The organism is Pelagibacterium sp., assembly GCF_965249125.1.
Lineage (GTDB): Bacteria > Pseudomonadota > Alphaproteobacteria > Rhizobiales > Devosiaceae > Pelagibacterium.
In genome coordinates, this window is record NZ_OZ252217.1 from 3,117,908 (window position 1) to 3,137,664 (window position 19,757).

Sequence of the window (19,757 nt, forward strand, 5' to 3'; positions counted from 1 at the left end):
ATATATGCCTGAACTTGCCAAGACCGAATTCTGGAAGGATTTGAAACCCATAACCAAGGTGTTCCAGCCTGACGCGCTGCCCGAAGTCTATCTGGAAAACGCGCCGACCGAGGACGAACGGTACTATGTGCCGTTTACCGAAACCGTCTCATCGCGGCCGCTGTGGATCTCGCCCACCCAGAATAAATGGTGCGATATCCTGATGGCCAAGGAGGCGGGCCTGGTCAACCGTCACTATCACCCCCACGAGGTTTTTGCGCTCACGCTTTCGGGGAAGTGGGGTTATCTCGAGCACGAGTGGACGGCGACCAAGGGCGATTTCGTTTACGAAACCCCCGGCGAGGGCCATACGCTGGTGGCCTATGAGCACGAAGAGCCGATGAAAGTGTTCTTCACCGTCACCGGTCCGCTGATCTGGCTCGATGAGGATGGCGAACCCAACGGGTATTTCGACGTGCACAACTATATCGAGATGTGCCGGACCCATTACGACAAGGTCGGTATCGGCGCCGACTATGTGAACTCACTGTTCCGCTAGATCAAATCCGCTTTTCGCTTGCGCGGCCCTTCGGGTCTTCGAAAGGCGCCCCTCGGGGCGCCTTTTCCTCAAGACTTCAAGCAGCCCCGTGGGTCAGATGGGATAGTGGATGTGGCCGTCCTGCACGGTCACCCAGCGCAACTCGGTGAATTCGGCAATGCCCCAATTGCCGCCAAACCGCCCATATCCTGAAGCCTTTCCACCGCCAAAAGGCATCTGGGCTTCGTCATGGACGGTGGGTCCGTTGACATGGCAGATGCCGCTTTCGATGCGGCGTGCCACGGCAAGAGCGCGGTTGGTGTCCTTGCCGAACACGGCTGAAGACAGGCCATATTCGGTATCGTTGGCGACGCGGAGGGCTTCATCGATGCTGCCGACACGAACCACCGTTACGACCGGGCCAAACGACTCCTCGCCATAAATGCGCATCGAGGGGGACACCTTGTCGAGCAAGGTCGCATCCATGATGGTGCCTTCGATACGTCCACCGGCAGCGAGGACGGCGCCCTTGCCCGTCGCGTCCTTGATGAGTTGTTCGAGGCGCTGGGCGGCGCTGGCATCCACTACCGAGCCGAGAGGGGTGTCGCCCTTGCGCGGATCGCCGGCAACCAGCGTGCGGGCCTTTTCGGCCAGCTTGGCGACGAAGGCATCGGCAATGCTCTCCATGACCACCAGGCGCTCGGTGGACATGCATATCTGGCCCTGGTTCATATAGGCTCCGAAGGCGGCCGCGGCGACGGCTTCATCGAGATCGGCATCGTCGAGCACGATGAAGGGCGCCTTGCCGCCCAGCTCGAGCAAAGCCGGCTTGAGGTGACGTCCGGCTGTTTCACCGATGATGCGGCCGACGCGAGTCGAGCCCGTGAAATTGACGCGGCGCACCGCCGGGTGTGCGATCAAGGCTTCAACGATCTCGGCGGCGTCGTCGGGTGCATTGGAGACGGCATTGAGGGCACCCTTGGGCAGGCCGGCTTCAAGCAGTGTTTCCACAATCAGACGGTGGGTGCGCGGGCAGAGCTCGGAGGTCTTCATGACCACCGTGTTGCCGCAAGCCAGAGGCGTGGCCAGTGAGCGCACGCCAAGAATGACCGGCGCATTCCAGGGCGCCATGGCAAGGACAACGCCAGCCGGCTGGCGCACCGCCATGGCAAGGCTACCCGGACGGTTCGAGGGCACTATCTCCCCCTTGATCTGGGTCACGAGGCTGGCGGCCTCGCGCAGCATGTCGGCGGCGAGCATGACGTTGAACATCGCCCAACCGGCTGTCGCGCCGATTTCGGCACCCATGGCTTCAACAAATTTCGGGCCTTTTTCCTCAAGCAGGTCGGCGGCTTTCAAAAGGATCTTGCGCCGTTCCTTGGGCAGTGTCTTGGACCATTCGGGGAACGCCGCAGCGGCAGCATCGGCAGCCCTGCGGGCGTCCTCGACGGTGGCAGCCGCGGCGCGGGTCGCCACTTCGCCCGAAATGGGATTGAGGCGCTCAAAGACCGCGCCTCCGGTCGCTTGGTGATCCTCGTTGGCAATAAGCAGGCCGAGCTGATCCATAATTCTTCTCCTCTTCAATCAGGCGGCGGCGCCGCCCAGGAATGCCTTTTGCACCGCTGTGTCGGTCTTGAGCGCTTCCGCGGTGTCTTCGCCAACGATCCTTCCGGCTTCCATCAGATAGCCGCGATCGGAAATCGAAAGCGAAATCGATACGTTTTGTTCAACCAGCAGCAGTCCGACACCGGTCTGCTGCACCTTGCGCAAGGCCGAAAACAGCTCGGTCACCACGATGGGCGCAAGACCGAGGCTGGGTTCGTCGAGCATGAGGTATTTGGGATTGCTCATCAAAGCCCGGCCGATCGCCACCATTTGCTGCTCGCCGCCCGACATTGTCCGAACCATCTGGTTCCTGCGCTCTGAAAGGCGCGGGAACAGTTCGAAAATCAAGGCGTGGCGCTCTGCTTGGGTGGCCCGGGCCCGCTTGGGATTGGCGCCCAGGGTCAGATTTTCCTCAACCGTGAGATCACCAAACACGCCCCTGCCCTCGGGCACCAGCGCAATGCCGGCTTCTGGAATGCGGTGCGGCGGCGTGCCGATCAGCGAATTGCCATCGAGCGTGATGGTCGACTTCCCCTCGGGTTTGACCAGCCCGGCGGTGGCCTTGAGCAGGGAAGACTTTCCCGCCCCATTGGCACCCAGGATCACCACGGTCTCACCCTCGGTAATCGAAATGGAGATGTCGTCGAGCGCCAGATGGCGGCCATAGCGCAGTGAAAGATTATTGATCTCAAGCATGGCCTTCTCCCAGATAGGCAGAAATCACCGCCTGATCGGCAAGAACGTCTGCAGTGGGGCCGTCGGCGATCTTTTTTCCGACATTCATGACCACCGCGCGGCTGCAGAGCGCGCGCACCGCCTCCATGATGTGTTCGACGAGCAATATGGTCATGCCGCGTTCGCGCAGCGAGACGATGAGATCGATACCGACGCGAAGTTCGGTCGGGTTGAGCCCGGAAAGCCATTCGTCGAGCAAGAGCAGGCGCGGCTCGGCGGCAAGAGCGCGGGCCAATTCCATGCGCTTTTGATCGATATAGGTCAGGTCGCTGGCGTATTCGCCGCCACGCCCGCCCAGGCCCGCCTGAATCAAAAGCTCTTCAGCCTTCTCGCGCGCGGCACTCCCCCAAAGCGGGTGGGGTTTGAAGGCCAGCGCTGCGATGACGTTTTCGGCCACGGTCAGCGAAGGGAGTATCTTGACGAGCTGGAAGGTTCGGGCGACGCCCTTGTGGGCTATGCGATGCGGGGACAGCCCTGAGATTGTATCGCCGGCCAGCGCGATGGTGCCCGATGTCGGGGAAAGCGCACCCGAGATCATGTTGAGCACCGTCGTCTTGCCAGAGCCGTTGGGCCCGAGAAGCGCTGCAATCTCGCCCTCAGCGACAGAAAAACTCACCTCGTTAACGGCGGTCAGCCCACCGAACTGTTTTTTGAGGCCGGTTATTTCAACGAGCCGGGTCATTGAATCGCCTCCCTTTCCACCGCCGCCCCGGGCTTTCGCAGACCTCTTGCGCGTTTCCAGAGATCTTCGAGCAGCGCCAGCACCCCGCGCGGCACGATGAAGACGATGGCGATGAACATAAGGCCGAGGATTATCGAATAATGGCTCGGGAAATTGGCGCTGAGCCATTCAAACAGCAGGAAGAGCGGAATGGCGCCGAGCATGGAACCCCAGAGCCGGTTGGCGCCTCCGAGCAAAGCCATGATGAGCGTGAGGAACGATATGGTGGGATTAAAGACGATCGAGGGTTCCACATAGGTCCAACGCGGGGCCTGAATGGCACCGACCAGCGTGATGATTGTGGCGCTGACGGCAAAGAGAGTGAGCTTGACCCCGGCTATATTGATGCCGGCATGAGCAGCCACCGTCTCATCGTCGCCTATGACTTTGAGGGCCAGACCGATGCGCGAGCGCGAAATCCACCAGCCGACACCGATGGTGATGGCGGCAAGCCCTAAAAGCTGCCAGTAGATCTGTTCGGAACTGATGGGCAGGAAGATATAGCGGCCCAGCGTTCCGGTCACATTGACCTCGTACCAGGTGACGAGTTGGCGGATGAGTTCGGCCAACCCAAAGGTGAAGATCACGAAATAGACGCCCGCCAGCCTCAGAGTGGCCAGCCCGACAACCAGGGCAACCGCGAGCCCGATCAGCGCGGCGACCAGCAGGACGAGCGGATAGGGCAAGGTTTCACTCAGTACGGCAACCGTATAGGCACCGATGCCAAAGAATGCGACGGTGGCCAGGGATACATAGCGCGTAGGGCCGGAAAACAGGGCCCAGGCACTGGCAAGGGCCACATAGCCCGTCATGCCGAGCAGCAGACCGACGCCATAGGCACCAAATTGGGTCGGCAACCAGGCGAGGGCGGCCAGAGCCAGGACGATCAGGACAAGAGCAAGAACTTTTTTCATCGTCCTGCTGCCTTTCCGAACAGACCCGAAGGCTTCCAAAGCAGCACGGCAAGGAAGATGAGATAGGTCGATGCCAGCGTAAGGCCCGGATCGACATAGGTTGCGACGAGCGTTTCAACGATACCCAGCAACAGGCCCGCGACCAGGGCTCCCATGAGATTGCCCAATCCGCCCATGATGACGATCACCAGAGCCTTCATGGTAAAGACCACACCCATCGAGGCGGTGAAGGTCTGGTACATGGAGATCATCACGCCACCGGAGGCCGCCAGCATGGTCCCAAGCGCGAAGGCAAAGCGTGCTGTGCGATTGACATCGATGCCCACCAGCGGCGCGGAACTGGGCGCGACGGCAATGGCGCGGATTGTCGTTCCCCAGCGGGTGCGGGTGAGAAGGAGAAACAACGTCCCCCCGATCACCAGCGCAATGGCAAAGGCCAGAAGACGGTTGGCGGCGATATTGGTGCCCAGAACGTTCACGCCGAAATTGAGGTAGTTGTAGCTCGTGTAGTTGGACCCGAAGACAACGAGCATCACCCCCTGGATCACGAAGAGCAGACCGAAGGTCGCCAGGATAGAGTCCACTTCGAGCGTTCCGCTCTTGGCCGAGCGCTTGACCAGCGGCTGCATCATGACGCCGTAGATCACATAGCCGAAGGCAAAGGCGGCGGGCAGAACGATGACAAGCCCGAGTATGGGGTTGATGGCAAAGTTGGAGAACAGAAAGAAGGCGGCAAACGCGGCAAAGATGATCGTCTCACCATAAGCGAGGTTCATGATGCGCGAGATGCCATATTGCAGGGTCAGCCCCATGGCAACCAGGGCATAGGTGCCGCCGAGCACAAGTCCGGCTATGAGCGTTGTCAACATTGAAAGTCACCTGTTCCCGAGCGCGCGGGCCGGGATGCAACCGGGCCATCGGCCCGGCTGCGGGTTGAAAGACCGACCTAGTTGCTTGTCGGCAACCAGGGTTCCTTGGGCAGGATAGGCTCGACCGCACCTTCGCGGTCGGACGGGGCGACGGCAACGAAATTGCCATCCTGCCACTGGCCGCCGAACCAGAGGGTCCGCAGCTGGTTGTCCTCGAGCGTGGTTTCGCCCAGAACCGTTTCAAATGTCCCTGTCGAAAGCTCTTCGGAGACGGCGTCGCGATCCAGGCCGTGGCGCTTTATTGCTTCCTGGAGCATCTGCAGGCTGGCATAGGTGATCACACTGCCCCACCAGTCGGGTGCCTGACCAACGAATTCCTCGTGGCGCTGACGATAGTCCATCACCGCTTCATTGGTGACGTCTATACCGCCAAGGCTCATGATGCCTTCGGCATTGGGCCCGTTGTTGAGGCCGTAGGCAGGAAAGCCGGTTCCGACGCCAAGATAGAGCACCTTGGGATTGAACTGGGCGACCTGGGCCTGCTGGGTCAACGCAAAGGTGTCGGGCGGATAGGAGAAGGCGACGAAGGTGTCGGCGCCTGTGGCGGCGGATTCGTTGATCATGGGCGTGAAGTCGGTGGTGCCGACGGGATAGGTCACGTCATAGACCATGTTGAGCCCGGCTTCGGCAAAGGATTCGCGGGCGGCGGTGATCAGGTCGATGCCGAAGCCGTCGGCAACCGAAATGACGGCGACGTCATTGTTGATCACACCCGCGTCGCGCTGCTCAACGAGAATGTCGGCCAGCGCATCGGTGTAGTCTCCGCCACCGCCGAGGAGCCAGAAACTGCGATCCCAGCGCTCCACGAATTCGGGGGCGCGGTCGGTCACGGCCGACACGGCGAGCTGGGGATAGCCGAAACGATCGAAAAGCGGTGCGACAGCGAGGTTGAAGCCGGTGCCCCAGGGCACGAGCATGAAATCGACTTCATCCTGGGTGGCGAGACGCTCGACGGCGCGGACCACTTCCTCTGACGAGGAGCGATCGTCGTATTCGATAACCTCGATCGGCAGGCGGCTACCGTCGGGCATTTCAAGGCCGCCGGCTGAGTTCACATCGTATACCCAGAGGTCATAATTGGGAATGGTGGTTATGCCGGCGCCGCCGGCATTGGCACCGGTCTTGGAAACGGCGTAGCCGATCTTGACCGACGTGCGTTCCTGCGCAGAAACGGCAAAGGCGCTGACGCTGGCCATAAGAGTTGCGGCAACGCCGATCGAACGCAGGACGGCCCTGCGGGAAAACAATGTCATGGAAATCCTCCTCTCGCCCTTTTGGGCATGCGCCTTCCGGGAAACGATGTTCCTCCCAGCGCTGAGGTGACGCTATCGCGAAAAGGATAGGCACAAGAATAGACTTTTTTGGGAGAAACTTGTACTTTTGACGGATCGCGGAGGGGATCATGACAAAAACTGTCCAATCCATGCCGATCCGCGTTCGGCTCGACCTGGCGCAGGAAGTAGAAAGCCAGGGCATCGCTTCGACCCTGGACACCACGCAGTGGACGCTGCATGGGCGCCGCAACAGGGTTTTCATTCTGGTCGCCGGCAATGGTATCATTCAACACCGGGGCGAGGATATCGGGCTGCAAGCACCATCGCTGGTCTGGGTGCCCACGGGGCAACCGGCCGTCCTGACCCTCAATGCCGGTTCACGGGGGGCCTGGCTGGCCATCAGCGATGCCGCGCTCAGTCAGGTCGCGCTGCCGGGCAATATCGGGGATGATCTGCGGCGGATTTCGGCCCGACCGCAATTGGGAACGCGTGTCGAGCGGCATGTGGCCAACCGGCTTGCGACGCTGATCGGAACTATCGAAGACGAGTTGCGCGAAGGCCCTGCCGGGTCCCAGGAGATGGTGCGCCACCAGCTTGCGATCGTATCGATCCTTTTGTGGCGCAACTCCGATCTGGTGCCCAACGACCCGCAACCGGCACCGCGTACCGTGGTGGCCAATTTTCTTCACCTCGTCGACCAGCAGATGCGCAGCCATTGGAGCGTTGCCGATTATGCGCGCTATCTGGGCGTTTCGACCGATCGGCTCAATAGCGCCGTTCAGCGCGCGACGGGCCTGGCACCGCTGGCGCTCATCCATGGGCGGCTGATGGCCGAAGCGCGGCAGATGATCGAAACCTCGGGCATGCATATTTCGGAAATCGCCGCCACTCTCGGCTTTGAGGACCCGGCCTATTTTTCCCGCTTTTTCAAACGCCTCACCGGAAAATCGCCGCGCCAGTACCGGATCGAATTCACCCGCAGCCAGATCAGGATGGCGGGTTCGTTTGCGGCATGGCCGTAGGCGCGAATGCGGCGCGGTTGGCGGTGACACGGGTGGCAATATCGACGACAAGTTCGGTGGCCAGCGTATCGGGGGATTCAAGCCAACTCGCGCAAAACGTCAGCTGCGGCATGGTGATGTCGGTCCTGATCAGTTCGAGCCGGCCGGCGTTGAGGTCTGTTTCGACAAGCTCATAGGGGATGACCGCGACCCCGATTCCCTCGAGCGCCAGGTGAACGACCGTCGCCATCGAGGCACTGGCGTGAAGCTTGATGGCTGGAAGATCGGGGCGGTTGAACAGGGATTTGACCAGTTCGTAAGGTTGAGTCTTGCGCGCAAAGGTGATGAGCGGGAATTCGGCAAGATCATAAACGCTGGCCGGATTGGGGACTTTAAGCGCGGGGCTGGCGATAAAACCCAGAGGGTATTCGCACAGCAGCCTGTTGCGCAGCAGCGGCGCACTGAGGGGCCCGAGCAGGAAGGCTATGTCGATTTCCTGGGCCAGGAGCCGGCTGCGCAGGGAGGGGGAAATATCGACCTCGATTTCCACCGAAAGGTGGGGATAGGTCCGGCTCACTTCCTTGATGAAATGGGGCAGCCATGTGTGGACGATGGTTTCTGCCACCCCCAGGCGGATGACGCCGCGAATGGCCGATGCATCGCGCAGGGAGGCCAGCATTTCGGCGCGCATGGCGATCATCTTTTCGGCATAAGCCAGCAATTGCCGGCCCGGCGCCGTGGGCGTGATGTTGCGGGTTTCCCGCGTCAAAAGCTTGGCGCCAATCTCTTCCTCGAGCTGGGCGATGCGATGGGAGATGGCGGGCTGGGTGGTGTTGAGCTTTTGCGCCGCGCCGCGAAAGCTGCCCAGCGACACGACCCAGACGAAGGTTTCCAGCCCCTTGAAATCGACCATCGGCATCCCGTTTCGCGAACCCATTTGCGGATCACAATGCGCGGAACCGGGTCCCCAGCGCAAGCCGGCGGGTCATGTGGGTCATTGATGCGGTCAGCACAAGCGATGCTGCGAGGGCGCAGACATAGGCTGACCATGGGGGCATGGCCAGCAGCGCAACCGAAAGCACGGCGCTGAAGGTTGCAAGGCTCGCGACGCCCAGCAGGCCGGCATAGGCCGTGCGCCCGGCAATTGCGCTGCCATGATCGAGATTGAGTGAGAGCAAAATCACGCAAAAACCGATGGGAAAGCCCAAGAGCGCGCCGGCAAGCGAGGGACCGAGAAGGGGCGAGAGCAGCGTGACCACACCCACGAGAATGCCCGCCGCAACGCCGCGAACAATGAGAGCCGGCCATTGGGTGGGTGTTGCAACAGAGTTGAGCGCAGGCGCCAGACGCCTGCCGACCAAGCGGAACAGGACGGTTGCACCCGCAAAGGCCAGAACACCCAATCCGATGTCATGAGAGACCAGCGCGAGCGGCAGGGCCAGAATGGTCCATCCGGCAATGGCCAGCATTGTCGCTGCGATCGGCCCGACCCGACCCGCTGCCCAGAGATAGACGAACAGGAAAGCCTGGGTCGCAATCATCGAAAAGAGCGTGCCCGCGGCCATATCGGCAACGAAAGACGGGCTCTGGTCGCGCACAAGGAAATAAAAGCCCGGCGCGAGAACGATCGGCAGGCCGGCCAATACACCCCCGATCGCCGGGCCGAGCCGGGCGGCGGACCAGGCGACAAAGACAACGACAAAGCCCGTGGCTGCCGCCCGGATCAGGAATTCGGCCCAAAAGCCCGGATCGATCATGGCGCCAGAAGGGTCTCCATTTGCCGGGCTGTCTCCAGAACCGTCCAGTCGTTTCCGCCGGGGGCGAAAATCATCAGGCCGGTGGCGAGAGGCTGGCCGGCGTGCATGGGCACGCTGGCGGCGCATCCGTCGAGGAAATTGACGGCCGAGGGGTTGCGGAGCATGAGGGCGTTGAGGCGATCAAAGTCGGCCTCCACGTCGGCAATCAATGGCGCGACGGTTGGCACCGTGGGCGCGATGACCACATCGAACGTTTCCGCCTGTGCCGAAAACGCGGCGATGGCGGCTGATCGTTGGGCGTGCGCCTCCGCCCCGTCCTGGGGCGCAAGACTTTCCGCAGCGCGGATACGGCGGAGGACACGCGGATCGCCCTCGGCTTCCATGCGCGCCAGACGGCTGGCGTGAATGCGATGTGCTTCCGAGGCAACGATGATGCGGTTGACGTTGCCAAAACCCTCAAGCATGGGCAACTCGATATCGGAAAGGCTGAACCTTGCGGCGGCGAGCAGGTCGAGGGCGCGCTTGAAATCAGCCGCGACCTGGGCGTCGAGCCCTTCGGTCAAGATGCCGCGCGCCACGCCGATGCGCAGGTTTTCACGCGTTTGCGGCGAGGCGCTTGTTGCCGAGAGAACGGCGTGGACGGCGCTGCACTGCGCCATGGTGCGGGCCAGCGGCCCGATGCTGTCATAGCTCTGGGACAAGGGAAACGCGCCATCAAGCGGCACTGCGGACTGGCTTGGCTTGAACCCGCACAATCCGTTGAGCGCGGCGGGAATGCGCACTGAGCCTCCGGTGTCCGATCCCAACGCCACATCGGCGATGCCCAGAGCAACCGACAGCGCGCCACCAGAGGTCGAGCCGCCCGAGATGCGGGCCGGGTCGGACACATTTCCGGTGTTGCCGAAATGGGGGTTGAGCCCAACGCCCGAATAGGCAAATTCGGACATGGTGGTGCGCCCGCACACGATGGCTCCTGAAGCCCGCAGGAGATCGACGGCCACGGCGTCGCGGCTGGCCGGTTCGGCATCGGCGAGAATGGTCGAGCCGGCGGAGGTCACCTGCCCTTTCTCATCGAATAGATCCTTGATCGACACCATGATACCGGCCAGCGGACCGGCGCGGCGCTCGGCGTCGACATCAAGTGCTTCGGCCTCGGCCATGATCCGGCCGGCATCGAACCGGGTGAACACAGTGCTCAAAACGGTCGGGTCCACGCTCATTGCCGTATCGATGGCGCGACGGGCGCGATCCTTGGCGCGGAACGCGATACGGCCGGCATTGCGGCGGAGCGGGGAGATGTCGGTCATGGCGGGCTTCCTACGAAATGACAGGCAGGGTCTTTGTTTCGTAGCAGTGTTTAATGGTCCGGCCCAGAACGGGATCGGTCATTTCCATGCGGAAAAACCGGGCCGGACGCACGCCGCCCGACAGCACGGCAAAAGTGCCGCACATCATTGCGGTGCCCGGCTGCAGGCGCCCGGAGGACGTGGCGGGTGACGCATCGATCAGTTCGACTAGAGGACGGATCGAGGCCAGCGTGCCTTCCTGATAGGGCGTCCAGGCCTGGCTTTCATCGTCGCGGATGAAAGATCGAACGGCGATCTGGTCCAGGTGGGATACAACCTCGTCGAATACCCACAGAGCCGGGGCCACAGGCTTGGCGCAGATCTGCTTGGAGAGTGCGACCGAATGGGTTTCAAGCTGGCGGTCGGTGTGGTCGGAGCCGAGCCCGAGATAGAGCCGTTCTCCATCGTCGATGACCAGAGGCTCGGCTTCGCCCGAACCGGTCGCATCGACGGTTTCCATCTCACCGTCCGTGGTGATGAGGCTGGCCGCAACGCGGTAAAACAGCGGCACCGTGCTCGGCGGGGGAACGCCGATGGCTTGAAGTTCAGCGATATGATGGTTGACGGCATCGGCATTGCGGCCCGTCCAGCCCGCGATGATGGCGCGTTCGATGGTGATGGTGGCAGGTTCCGATCCGGCCACGTCGAAGGTCAATGTATTGGGCATGATAGCGCCTTTTAGAAAAGGTCTGCGACCGATCAGGCCGGAGCGAAGACAAGTGCGATGGCTGGGAAGGCGACGAGCAGGGCGATCATCACCAGCATGACGAAAACGAACGGGATGGCGCCCACCATAACATCGCCGAGCCGCCCTTCCTTGCGGGCGCCCTGCACGACGTAAAGATTAAGGCCGACCGGAGGGGTTATGAGTGCCATTTCGATCAGGACGATCAAAAGGATGCCGAACCAGACCTTGTCGAACCCCATTTCCACGATGATCGGCACGACGATGGGGATGGTCGCGATCATCAGCGCCAGGGTTTCGATGAAAAAGCCCAGGACGATATACATGAGGATGATGACCAGCAGCATGCCGTACGGCCCCAACCCCATGCCTTCAAGGAAGGTCGTGAGTTGGCGGCCAAGGCCGGTGGCCCCGAGGGCATAATTGAGGAAATAAGCGCCCACGATGACAAACATCACCATGGACGTTGTGCGGATGGTGCCGAGCAGCGCCCCGCGCATGTTTTTTATGGTCAGAGCGCCATAGAAAGCGGCGATGACCATGGCCATGGCAACACCGACGGCAGCCGCTTCGGTGGGGGTGGCCCAGCCGGTATAGATCGAGCCGATAATAACGGCGAAAACCAGAAACACCGGAATGAGATGGGGCAGACCGGCAAAGCGTTCACGCCATGTGAAATGCCGGCTGGGGCCGCCAAGTTCGGGCTTGATGGCGCAGATGATGGCGGTGATGGCCATGAAACCCAGTGCCATCAGCAGCCCCGGCACGATGCCCGCCATGAACAATTGGGGCACGGAGGTCTGGGTGAGAAAGCCATAAACGATCAGATTGATCGAAGGCGGCAAGAGGATGCCCAGCGCGCCGCCTGCGGCGATGGCCCCGGCAAACAGGCGCTGGTCGTAGCCCTGTTTTTTGGCCTGGGGCATGGCGACCGTCGCCACCGTGGCAGCCGTTGCGACCGAAGAACCCGAAGTGGCCGAAAACATTGTCGAGGTGCCGATATTGGCATGGACGAGACCTCCCGGCAGCCAGGAGAACCAGGCGTCGAGAGTGGCATAAGTACGCTCGGCAATCCCTGCCCGCACAAGGATTTCACCCAGCAGGACAAAGAGCGGAATAGCGATAAGAAGGAAGCTGTCGGACGAGGAATAGACCATCTGCCCCAAACCGCGAATGAGCGGAAGCGGAGCAAAAAAGGCATCGAGGCCGAAGCCGAGCAGAAACAACGCGGCTCCGACGGGAATGGAAAGCGCCAGCAGAACGCCAAGGCCGATTGCGACAAACCAGATCATGACGCGTCTCCAGTTTCCGACACGATGCCGGACAGCTCGTTTATAAGGCCCCACTGACGGCCGAGGGTAAGAATGAGCGTGCAGGCAAGGAGAACGGCGGAGGTGATGGTGAGCCATGCCCAGCCGGCGAACCAGACGATCTGTGGAATCCACAATTCGATGGCCAGCGGTGTGTTCGAGCGCGAACCGCGGGCGATGGATTTGGAGAGCACGTCAAAGGCGTAAAAGGACACCAGAGCGGCAACGAAGAGGACGCTGGCCATGGCGAGGATATCGAAGGCGGCCCGCCCGGGGGCGGGCAGCCGGGCGTAGACCAGATCGATGCGCACATGGGCGCGCTCGACAAGCGCATAGGCGAAGCCCCAGGTGGCGATGCCGGCCATGACATAGCCCGAAAGCTCGTCGGCGCCGCCGATGCGGAACAGGGACACGCGCCGGCCCAGGACCTCGAGCAGAATAAGGGCGACAGCCACCAGCAGGACCACACCGCAGATCAGAGCGATCACACGGTTAAGCGTTTTCATGATCCCGGCAAGGGTCATGACCCTTGCCGGTATTGCGGAGCTGTTGTCCATCGTGCCGCCCTCTTTTTCAAGCTACTGGGCGATCGAGACGTTGAGGGCGGCGCCCACAGTCTCGTTCCAGCGCGTGGCCCATTCGGCACCGGCGCGTTCGGCCCAATCGGGGAGGATCGAATCCTCGAGGACGGCGAGGGCCTGCGCCTTGTCCTCGTCGGAGAGCTCGACCAGCGTCATGGACGCTGCGGGGCCTGCTTCACACTCGCCTCCGGTGAGGCAGGCGATGTCGCGGTCGAGGGCGCCGCCGGCATCAGCCCAGGCGGGTTCTTCGAATTCGGCCACGATCTGGTCTTCTAGGAAGGTCTGGACGGCGGGCTCAAGGGCGTTCCAGGCGTCGAGATTTACAGCGGTGATGACCGGATCCCAACCACCGAGCGGCAGGTTGACCAGATGGGTCGAGGATTCGTACCAGCCCGAGGCATAGCCGGACCCCGCGCCGGTGACCGCACAATCGATAACGCCGCGTTCGAGCGCGCCGGGGACTTCGGAGAAGGCCATGGTGATGCCTTCGGCGCCCAGCGCTTCGAGGAACAGCGAGGTCATGCGGCCCGAGCCGCGGATCTTCTTGCCTTCGAGATCGGCAAGGCCGCTGATTTCGGCGTTGCAGAAAACGATCTGCGGAGGATAGGGGGCGATGGCGAGCATGTGGGAATTGAAGCGGGTTTCCATGATTTCGGCGACCATGGGTTTTGCCGCTTCGGTCATGACGTGGGCGGTTTGGGCATCGGTGGCGATGAGGGGGACGTCGAGCCCTTCGAGTTCGGGGGCATCGGCGACTGTGTAATCGCCAACAGTCATGCCGATTTCAAACACGCCATCGCCGAGCATGCGGAACACGTCGGCACCGGCGACGCCCATCTGGTCGAAGGTGGTCATGTTGACGGTGATGGCACCGCCGGAGGCCTCAGGCACGGTTTCTTCCCAGAAGCCGCGCTCGAACTGCTGGTAGAGCGGCAGGTTGGACCAGCTGCCGACCACGTTGAGGGTGGTTTCGGGCAGGTCCTGGGCCAGCGCCGTGGCGGGGGCCAGGGCGATGGAGGCGAGGAGGAGAGGTTTCAGCGCTTTCATTTTCAATTCCCTTTGCGTTGGTTGATATTGCCGCTTGTGCGGTCTTTTGGGTTGTCCGGTCTCAGCCGATATCGGCCCTTAGATCGGTGACGAGCATGTGCCCGGGTTCGTGGGTTATGGCGATGGGGGGCCTTGCGTGGCGGATGGCCGATTGGGGGGTGACGCCGCAGGCCCAGAAGACCGGCACATCGCCCTCACGTATGTCGGGGGCATCGCCGAAATCTGGGGCCGTGATGTCCGAGATGCCGATGGCTGCGGGGTCGCCCAGGTGGACGGGGGCGCCGTGGGCCTGGGGCAGGTATGAGGAGAGGACGATGGCACGGATGGCTTCGGCCGGACTGAACGGGCGCATGGAGACGACCATTGGGCCGCCGAAGGGGCCGGCACGCTCGGTCTCGATATTGGTCCGATACATCGGCACGTTGCGGCCGGCCTCGATGTGGCGGACGGGGATGGCGGCGCGCAGGAGGGCGGTTTCAAAGGAAAACGAGCAGCCCAGAACGAAGGTCACGAAATCATCGCGCCAGAGGGCGTTGAGATCGGTCACGGCTTCGGCGGGCTCACCATCGCGGAAGACGCGGTAGCGGGGGACGTCGGTGCGGATGTCGATATCGGCACCGAGGGTGGGGAGCGAGGGGGCGCCGGGTTCGGAGACGCCGAGAATGGGGGCAGGCTTGGGATTGCGGGTGCAATAGCGCAGGAAATCATCGGCTAGGGCGCGGGGCAGGATGACGATGTTGCCCTGCTGGAAGCCCTGCGCTAGGCCCGATGTCGGGCGGTCCCACGATCCAGCGCGGCAGGCGGCGCGCAGGGCGGCGCCCGTTTCGAAACGCTGGAGGGTGGCGGCATCATCCATACAGGGCTGTTCCCATCTGCGGTGCGGCGAAGCGATCACCAGTTCTGATGGGTTCAGTTAAGCGCCTTGATGGCCGATGAGTCGAATTTTAGTTTTTGATCGATCCCGATCAACTGGATTTATCGATTTTGCGCATCCCCGATCGATATGGCGACATCGGCGTAGCGGCTCTCGGTGAGGGTGGCGCCGGTATTGAGATGGGCCACGAGGTCTTTCGTGGTCGAGGCGCGGGTGAGCATGGCGCAGGTGACATCGCCGGACAGAACGCGGGTGGCGTGCCAGCAGTTTTCGGCCATGACGACCCCCTGCCCCGGCGCGATGGCGAAGGCCTTTACCGTTTGCGGATCGGGCGCGCCACCGGGGGCCGAGCGGGCGACGATATGGACGACGGAGCCGGTCAAGGGGATCAGGGCCTGTTCGGTTGCCGTGTGGGCTTCAAGCCGGGCAATGGTCGGATCGGAACTGCGATAGACCACCCAGAGGATTTCGGTTTGCGCTTTACCGGAGGCAAAGCCGTGCTCGTGCCAGAAGTCGGAGGCCGGGGAAAAGAAGGCGGTTTGTGCCGTGTGGTGGGTGGCGAATCCGAGCGCGGTGCCATAGGGGGCGAAGGCGTTTGGGGTGAGGGGCTCGATGGGGGTCATGGCGCGTCCGGTGGGTTTTGCGCGAGGATGGGTGGAGACACTGGTGCTTACAAGTGGGCAAGAAGGGAATTTTTGTCGTCCGGCCACAGATTCGAGAGGCTCGGAAAGGCCCCTCACCCGGACCTTGCTTTGCAAGCTCCGACCTCTCCCCTGAGGGAGAGGTGGTTCCCGACGCTTGCGCCATTTTCACCTCTCCCTTTGGGGAGAGGTCGGCGCGAAGCGACGGGTGAGGGGGCCTTTCTTTTTCGGACATGCCAATACCTCCGACGGTCAGTGACCTCGGGCTATGAAGGGTCAGACGGCATGGGGCGATGAGCGCTCCGCATGTTTATTTAGTATATGAAGCGATCATCGCCCCACGCATCCGGGGTTTTGGGCTTATGGCGGCGTCTCGGGCTGGGGTTTGTCGTCCAGGATATTGGCATTTTTAGTGGGTCGGTTGGCGAACCGGGAAACCGGTGCCCACTTTCCCTGCCAACCTCCCGTCGGTGCCCCTCTCCCTTTCGGGAGTGCGACGTGGAACGCCTGGTTCCTCGTCCGGCCATCCGTCCGCTTTGGGCCTTCCCTGCGGCGACCCGCATGGAACCCGGATCGGTCTCGCCGGAAGCTCGTATGCATCCTCGTCCCTGGCGACACCGTGGGGGGAGAATGGCATGGGGGTGATGGGGCGGGGATAAGATTTTTCGCAGCGCTTCCACCTTCACCCGCGTCATCCTCGGGCTTGACCCGGGGATCTGCTGCGTCGGGGCAGCCGGTGAAGGGGTTGGGGACCGATGACGCGCCAAGGATCACCACTTCTGCCGCGCTTGCGGACGCCCTGCGGATCCCCGGGTCAAGCCCGACGATGACGAAGGGAGCGGGGTGAGTGGTGGTGATGGAGCTGCGGGGGGCGGGCCCGAGGATGACGCGGGGTGGGTTGATGGTGGTTATGAGCCGACGGCGGAGCCCAACATCCATCGCTGTCCCGGACCCGATCCGGGACCCAGCAGCCGTACCGACACGCCGGTGCGTGCGGAGAGGCACATGGGCCTCGGCCGGAGTTTATCCCGGCGAAAGCCGGGACCGGGGCAGCGAGGGGGAGGGAAACCGGGGTGCACAGCGCCGGGGGCCGCGCGGCCCTGCGTGATGTGACGAAAGGATTTTGGCGCCCTGCCCGCTCAGATGCGCTTGCGGGTTCCGGGGTCGTCCTCGCCGTCAAAGAACATATCCAGCACCTGCCGGAATTCGGGCCGGTCCTGGGCGGCGTGCTTTCCAGCATCTCACGTCCCCCACGTCATCCTCGGGCTTGACCCGGGGATCTGCAACACCGCTGTTGTGCAGCGCAGAAGTGGCGATCCTTCGCGCTTCGGCGGCCCCCGACACCTTCACCGGCTGCCCGATGCAGCGGATCCCCGGGTCAAGCCCGAGGATGACGATGGGGATGGGTGAGTGTTTGGTGATGGAGCCGAGAGCATGACCCGACACCCATCGCTGTCCCGGACCTGATCCGGGACCCAGCTGCCCTACCGGCACTCCGGTGCGTGAGAAGAGGCACATGGGCCCCGGCGTTCGCCGGGGCAGCGAGGGAAGGGAAACCGGAACGCACAATTGGAGCGCTGGGGCCGCATGGCACTGCGTGATGTGACGAAAGGATTTTGGCGCCTTGCCCGCTCAGATGCGCTTAAGGGTTTTTGGATCGTCCTTGCCGTCAAAGAACATATCCAGCGCCCGCTGGAATTCCGGCTGGTCCGGAGCGGCGTGCTCTCCAGCATCTCACATTCCCCGCGTCATCCTCGGGCTTGACCCGGGGATCTGCACCGCCGCTGTTGTGCAGCGCAGAAGTAGTGATCCTTCGCGCTTCAGCGTTCCCCAACCCCTTCACCGGCTCCCCCATGCAGCGGATCCCCGGGTCAAGCCCGAGGATGACGCGAAGGGGGTGGGTTAGCGGTGGGGAAGGAGCCGAGAGCGCACCCCTCCCCATCGCTGTCCCGGACCCGATCCGGGACCCAGCAGCCTTACCGACACTCCCGAGCGTGCGGAGAGGCACATGGGCCCCGGCGTGCGCCGGGGCAGCGAGGGGAGGGAAACCGGGGCGCACAATTGGAGCGCTGGGGGCTAAGACGCCCTGCGTGACGTGACGAAAAGGGGATTGCGCCACAGCCCGTTCAGATACGCTTGAGGGTTTCGGGATCGTCCTTGCCGCCCAAGACCATGCCCAGCGCTTGCCGGAATTCGGGTTGGTCGGGGGCGGCGTGGGCGAAAAGGGTCATGGACTTCGCCGCCGGTCTGCCGACGGCAGATGCAAGGCTCCAGTGGAGCGTTGCAAGGCAAGAAGGCCACGAAGGCTATGCCTGAGTCGCACGGAATTTGAGATTGTCGGGCGCCCGCGGGCTCATACCTCTCCTTCCTAGCGCGGCGATTTGCGGATACTGCCGAGAGGCGTTGGATTGACGGCCAGACCTCCTGACCGCATTCTTTGAGAAAATCGGCCCATGAGAGTCGCAAAGATACTCGCGAGTCTTCTGTCTATTATCGGAAAGCTTGGAAATGAGCGCTAAAGAAATTATTTCTGTTGGCATGTATCTTAACACTGATCTAGTCGAACAGCACAAATTTACTGATCGAATATCTCTTTTAGACGCTGATATTGTCCTTTTTGTTCCAAACATGGAATACTATCATGGTCATTATGACGGAGATTATTTAGGACGTCCCTGCCTGAATGACACAGAGTCATTCAAACTCAAGGAGTTTTTGCAGCACTGGCGACGTGAAATTCGCCAGTGCATGGACGCAGGAAAGACCGTACTGATATTTCTATCTAATTTTCATGATGTGTACGTTGCTACTGGCCAAGTTTCACATTCTGGCACAGGAAGAAACCGGGCGACCACCCGGCACGTTGAGAAGATTGACAACTACGGCGCCCTTCCCAAAAATCTGAAACCGACGCCGACCGATGGACACAAAATCGTGCTGACGCCAGCGGGAAGCGAAATCCTCAAAGAATATTGGGACGAGTTCGCTGATTTTAGCAGTTATCTCGTTACTTTGGCCGAAGGCCAAGGAGTGCCATTGGCCCACACCCAATCCGGCGGCAAGCTAGTTGCATGTATGTATCCGGCCGAAAACGGGAAGGGCGCTTTGATTTGCCTCCCCTATTTGGAAACCAACCCCGATTCATTCGAGGATGAGAACGGGGAATGGACAGAGGAATCAGCGCGTTTTGCGGCTAAACTAATCAATACAGCGGTGTCGCTTGACCGCAAAGTTAAGGCTTCTACTGAAGAAACTCCTGCACCAGACTGGAGCCTTCATCCTGACTTCCTGCTGCGAAAAGAACAGGAAATTTCTGAACAGATTTCCACAGTAGAAGGTCAAATTTTGCGATTAGAAGAAGAAATATCTGTTTTGATCCAAAAGCGACGAGAATGTACCGAAATTAAGGGGTTGCTCTACGAAAAAGGAAAAGCGCTCGAAAAAGCAGTTCTGTCGGCCCTCGGCGTACTCGGTTTCGCAGCAGAAAATTTCGTTGAGGGCGCTTTAGAAATCGATGCGGTCTTCGTAAGTACTGAAGGGCGCTTCATTGGCGAGGTGGAAGGCAAGGACAGCAAGGCCGTTTCGATTGAAAAATTGAGACAGTTGTCCATGAATATACACGAGGATTTGCAGCGCGAGGAGGTATCCGAAAGCGCGAAACCAGTATTGTTTGGAAACGCATATAGGCTCTCACCCCCGCAGGATCGCCAGCAAAATTTCACCGACAAATGTTTGAATGTGGCAAGCACTACGAACGTAGCTCTAGAGCATGTCTGAGCTTGATTGAATCGATTGTGGATTCCCAAATCGGCTTGGATGT

General features: G+C 61.4%; 18 protein-coding genes. 3 read left to right on the plus strand and 15 right to left on the minus strand.

The genetic code is table 11. The features are described 5' to 3' along the window. The first annotated feature begins 4 nt into the window (after positions 1–4). Entirely contained in the window at positions 5–538 is a 534-nt protein-coding gene (locus tag ACP148_RS15110) for a 2,4'-dihydroxyacetophenone dioxygenase family protein (RefSeq protein ID WP_421952036.1), read from the plus strand. 93 nt (positions 539–631) lie between these two features. Here ACP148_RS15110 and ACP148_RS15115 read toward each other — a convergent pair whose 3' ends face one another. The 6 genes from ACP148_RS15115 to ACP148_RS15140 form a co-directional block, all read right to left on the minus strand. After that, a complete protein-coding gene (locus tag ACP148_RS15115; protein ID WP_421952037.1) occupies positions 632–2,083 on the minus strand; it encodes an aldehyde dehydrogenase in 1,452 nt (483 codons plus the stop codon). An 18-nt stretch (positions 2,084–2,101) separates the two neighbouring features. Further along, positions 2,102–2,818, minus strand: coding sequence for an ABC transporter ATP-binding protein (locus ACP148_RS15120; RefSeq protein WP_421952038.1), 717 nt, complete (start codon positions 2,816–2,818; stop codon positions 2,102–2,104). Next, on the minus strand, positions 2,811–3,539 hold the full coding sequence (locus tag ACP148_RS15125) for an ABC transporter ATP-binding protein (protein WP_421952039.1): 729 nt from the start codon (positions 3,537–3,539) through the stop codon (positions 2,811–2,813). The genes ACP148_RS15120 and ACP148_RS15125 overlap by 8 nt, the downstream gene beginning before the upstream one ends. Then, positions 3,536–4,492, minus strand: coding sequence for a branched-chain amino acid ABC transporter permease (locus tag ACP148_RS15130; protein WP_421952040.1), 957 nt, complete (start codon positions 4,490–4,492; stop codon positions 3,536–3,538). Before ACP148_RS15130 ends, ACP148_RS15125 begins: the two co-directional genes overlap by 4 nt. Next, positions 4,489–5,361, minus strand: coding sequence for a branched-chain amino acid ABC transporter permease (locus tag ACP148_RS15135; protein WP_421952041.1), 873 nt, complete (start codon positions 5,359–5,361; stop codon positions 4,489–4,491). Before ACP148_RS15135 ends, ACP148_RS15130 begins: the two co-directional genes overlap by 4 nt. A 77-nt stretch (positions 5,362–5,438) precedes the next feature. Beyond that, on the minus strand, positions 5,439–6,674 hold the full coding sequence (locus tag ACP148_RS15140) for an amino acid ABC transporter substrate-binding protein (RefSeq protein ID WP_421952042.1): 1,236 nt from the start codon (positions 6,672–6,674) through the stop codon (positions 5,439–5,441). A 149-nt stretch (positions 6,675–6,823) separates the two neighbouring features. Between ACP148_RS15140 and ACP148_RS15145 the strand changes: the two genes are divergently transcribed. Then, positions 6,824–7,717 carry a helix-turn-helix domain-containing protein gene (locus tag ACP148_RS15145; RefSeq protein ID WP_421952043.1) on the plus strand — a complete coding sequence of 298 codons (894 nt, stop codon included), beginning with the start codon at positions 6,824–6,826 and terminating at the stop codon, positions 7,715–7,717. Here the strand turns inward: ACP148_RS15145 and ACP148_RS15150 are convergent. The 9 genes from ACP148_RS15150 to ACP148_RS15190 all read right to left on the minus strand — a co-directional run bounded on the left by ACP148_RS15150 (position 7,683) and on the right by ACP148_RS15190 (position 15,919). Beyond that, entirely contained in the window at positions 7,683–8,609 is a 927-nt protein-coding gene (locus ACP148_RS15150; protein ID WP_421952044.1) for a LysR family transcriptional regulator, read from the minus strand. The two genes, ACP148_RS15145 and ACP148_RS15150, sit on opposite strands and share 35 nt — an antisense overlap. Before the next feature lie 31 nt (positions 8,610–8,640). Then, on the minus strand, positions 8,641–9,453 hold the full coding sequence (locus tag ACP148_RS15155; protein ID WP_421952045.1) for a hypothetical protein: 813 nt from the start codon (positions 9,451–9,453) through the stop codon (positions 8,641–8,643). Next, on the minus strand, positions 9,450–10,760 hold the full coding sequence (locus ACP148_RS15160; RefSeq protein ID WP_421952046.1) for an amidase family protein: 1,311 nt from the start codon (positions 10,758–10,760) through the stop codon (positions 9,450–9,452). Before ACP148_RS15160 ends, ACP148_RS15155 begins: the two co-directional genes overlap by 4 nt. A 10-nt stretch (positions 10,761–10,770) precedes the next feature. Next, positions 10,771–11,466: a DUF2848 domain-containing protein gene (locus ACP148_RS15165; RefSeq protein WP_421952047.1), complete on the minus strand. Its 696-nt coding sequence runs from the start codon at positions 11,464–11,466 to the stop codon at positions 10,771–10,773. A gap of 32 nt (positions 11,467–11,498) precedes the next feature. Continuing rightward, a complete protein-coding gene (locus tag ACP148_RS15170) occupies positions 11,499–12,776 on the minus strand; it encodes a TRAP transporter large permease (RefSeq protein ID WP_421952048.1) in 1,278 nt (425 codons plus the stop codon). Next, positions 12,773–13,351 (minus strand): TRAP transporter small permease subunit, encoded by a 579-nt coding sequence (locus ACP148_RS15175; protein ID WP_421952049.1) that lies wholly within the window; start codon positions 13,349–13,351, stop codon positions 12,773–12,775. The genes ACP148_RS15170 and ACP148_RS15175 overlap by 4 nt, the downstream gene beginning before the upstream one ends. 21 nt (positions 13,352–13,372) lie before the next feature. Next, entirely contained in the window at positions 13,373–14,422 is a 1,050-nt protein-coding gene (locus tag ACP148_RS15180; protein WP_421952050.1) for a TRAP transporter substrate-binding protein, read from the minus strand. A gap of 61 nt (positions 14,423–14,483) precedes the next feature. Next, entirely contained in the window at positions 14,484–15,278 is a 795-nt protein-coding gene (locus ACP148_RS15185) for a putative hydro-lyase (protein ID WP_421952051.1), read from the minus strand. 119 nt (positions 15,279–15,397) lie between these two features. Then, positions 15,398–15,919: an ureidoglycolate lyase gene (locus tag ACP148_RS15190; RefSeq protein ID WP_421952052.1), complete on the minus strand. Its 522-nt coding sequence runs from the start codon at positions 15,917–15,919 to the stop codon at positions 15,398–15,400. A 2,526-nt stretch (positions 15,920–18,445) separates the two neighbouring features. Here ACP148_RS15190 and ACP148_RS15195 point away from each other — a divergent pair. After that, entirely contained in the window at positions 18,446–19,714 is a 1,269-nt protein-coding gene (locus tag ACP148_RS15195) for a hypothetical protein (protein ID WP_421952053.1), read from the plus strand. Positions 19,715–19,757: the final 43 nt, after the last annotated feature.

Bases quoted from the DNA above. Each gene is read 5' to 3' on its own strand.
- ACP148_RS15110 (WP_421952036.1), top strand. From the start codon at position 5: ATGCCTGAACTTGCCAAGACCGAATTCTGGAAGGATTTGAAACCCATA.
- ACP148_RS15185 (WP_421952051.1), bottom strand. From the start codon at position 15,278: ATGGATGATGCCGCCACCCTCCAGCGTTTCGAAACGGGCGCCGCCCTG.
- ACP148_RS15170 (WP_421952048.1), bottom strand. From the start codon at position 12,776: ATGATCTGGTTTGTCGCAATCGGCCTTGGCGTTCTGCTGGCGCTTTCC.
- ACP148_RS15180 (WP_421952050.1), bottom strand. From the start codon at position 14,422: ATGAAAGCGCTGAAACCTCTCCTCCTCGCCTCCATCGCCCTGGCCCCC.
- ACP148_RS15155 (WP_421952045.1), bottom strand. From the start codon at position 9,453: ATGATCGATCCGGGCTTTTGGGCCGAATTCCTGATCCGGGCGGCAGCC.
- ACP148_RS15115 (WP_421952037.1), bottom strand. From the start codon at position 2,083: ATGGATCAGCTCGGCCTGCTTATTGCCAACGAGGATCACCAAGCGACC.
- ACP148_RS15125 (WP_421952039.1), bottom strand. From the start codon at position 3,539: ATGACCCGGCTCGTTGAAATAACCGGCCTCAAAAAACAGTTCGGTGGG.
- ACP148_RS15175 (WP_421952049.1), bottom strand. From the start codon at position 13,351: ATGGACAACAGCTCCGCAATACCGGCAAGGGTCATGACCCTTGCCGGG.
- ACP148_RS15140 (WP_421952042.1), bottom strand. From the start codon at position 6,674: ATGACATTGTTTTCCCGCAGGGCCGTCCTGCGTTCGATCGGCGTTGCC.
- ACP148_RS15195 (WP_421952053.1), top strand. From the start codon at position 18,446: ATGAGCGCTAAAGAAATTATTTCTGTTGGCATGTATCTTAACACTGAT.
- ACP148_RS15165 (WP_421952047.1), bottom strand. From the start codon at position 11,466: ATGCCCAATACATTGACCTTCGACGTGGCCGGATCGGAACCTGCCACC.
- ACP148_RS15150 (WP_421952044.1), bottom strand. From the start codon at position 8,609: ATGGTCGATTTCAAGGGGCTGGAAACCTTCGTCTGGGTCGTGTCGCTG.
- ACP148_RS15130 (WP_421952040.1), bottom strand. From the start codon at position 4,492: ATGAAAAAAGTTCTTGCTCTTGTCCTGATCGTCCTGGCTCTGGCCGCC.
- ACP148_RS15190 (WP_421952052.1), bottom strand. From the start codon at position 15,919: ATGACCCCCATCGAGCCCCTCACCCCAAACGCCTTCGCCCCCTATGGC.
- ACP148_RS15145 (WP_421952043.1), top strand. From the start codon at position 6,824: ATGACAAAAACTGTCCAATCCATGCCGATCCGCGTTCGGCTCGACCTG.
- ACP148_RS15160 (WP_421952046.1), bottom strand. From the start codon at position 10,760: ATGACCGACATCTCCCCGCTCCGCCGCAATGCCGGCCGTATCGCGTTC.
- ACP148_RS15135 (WP_421952041.1), bottom strand. From the start codon at position 5,361: ATGTTGACAACGCTCATAGCCGGACTTGTGCTCGGCGGCACCTATGCC.
- ACP148_RS15120 (WP_421952038.1), bottom strand. From the start codon at position 2,818: ATGCTTGAGATCAATAATCTTTCACTGCGCTATGGCCGCCATCTGGCG.